We start from the raw sequence: 1,413 nt of genomic DNA on the forward strand, positions 1-1,413 counted from the left end.
TAATGCCGTTCACTTAAGAGTGAACGGCATTTTTGTTCTTAGCATACCGTTGTGGTCTGGGTTTAACTGTTCTAGGGAATGTCCTTTCCCTTCGCCCTTCAAGTATTAAGCTTTCAGCCATGTTGTGGAACCCTTTTAGCTGACGAGGTATTGCGCCTGGTGTTGAGTAAGGTAAGCCTACAAGTAACGCAGATACATGAGCTAATGTGCCGTTAAAACTCAGTTGATAAGGAAGGTAATTTCCCTTTAAATTGAAGCAGAGCTCGACCATCTGGTATCGGATTAAATTGTAAGTAAGCAAGATGCCCCATAACTCCTGCTTTACCAGTTCTGGTAAACGACTTCGCAGCGTGAGACGATTTCTAAGCATGTATTGTTTTTGCTCTCGGTAGCCTAGCTCAATTTCCCAACGATGTTCATAAAGGCCTGCAATATCTTTTGATGGGTAACGCAGGGAGTCCGTCATGGAGGTTAATACTTGGTAGTCTTTTCCTTTAATTTTACGAGTGACAAGTCGAGCGGTTATCGACTTTGGTAAATCAGGCCATAGCTTTCTAGCCCTTGGGTTACTGTGTAATTGAACCAGTTTGTCATTTCGCCCTAAAGATTGAACAATGTCATATTGTGTATTTTTCTTGAGGGGGATAAGCCAATGACGCTCCGAGCCAGAGTCTTGCCATTTATGTAATAAGCCTAAAGAATAGAACCCCTTATCGAACATTGTCACGCTATGGTTTGGTGTTGTTTCTATCAGTTTTTCAGCTAATATCATTTCGTTTGTATTGTAATTATCAAATGCACTGGCCGTAATAATGTGACTGCTTAGTTCCATTTGGCAGACCATTCTCACTTGCGGATATTGCGTCCCTTTTTGTCGAGAAAATGCCTTTTCATTTTGCGGGTTATCGGGCGTTCGCCAAACAACGCCATCGACGCCAAGAAGCGTTAATCCATTCCACTGGGGTAACTTTGCACTTTTTAACCATGACGTAGTCATTCGCTCAAAGACCGCTTTAATTGCGTCTTCACCCAACGTCTTTCGACGTTGAGTTAACGCACTCGGTGCGACAAAAGCTTTACCTGTACGGTCGACAATATCAAGTTGGTTCACTAAATCTTTCATGGATTTACTGTTGTAGATAGCCATTCCAACAAGCAGCCACACCATGGATTCTAAAGTTAATTTCCTCTTTCTCATCGTGACAGTATCAGTAAGAGAATAGGCTTCGTCGATGAGTTCAATTGGAAGCAAGTCAGACAAAGTCTCAACGCTGCTAGGTTTCCAATCATTAATTATGTTTAGAGCTTGAGAAACATCCATAAAAAAATCCAAGTGCATTAAATACACTTGGATTTTGACAGCTCGGAAGGATCCTTCAACCGATCACTTTGGCTTTAACTGATCGGCATTAC

General features: G+C 41.9%; 1 protein-coding gene. It reads right to left on the reverse strand.

The genetic code is table 11. The features are described 5' to 3' along the window. Positions 1 to 13: 13 nt before the first annotated feature. Positions 14 to 1,321 carry an IS4 family transposase gene (locus tag ACED42_RS21760; protein ID WP_371704139.1) on the reverse strand — a complete coding sequence of 436 codons (1,308 nt, stop codon included), beginning with the start codon at positions 1,319 to 1,321 and terminating at the stop codon, positions 14 to 16. Between the last annotated feature and the right edge of the window lie 92 nt (positions 1,322 to 1,413).

The organism is Vibrio sp. FF145, assembly GCF_041439075.1.
Classification (GTDB): Bacteria; Pseudomonadota; Gammaproteobacteria; order Enterobacterales; family Vibrionaceae; genus Vibrio; species Vibrio tasmaniensis_A.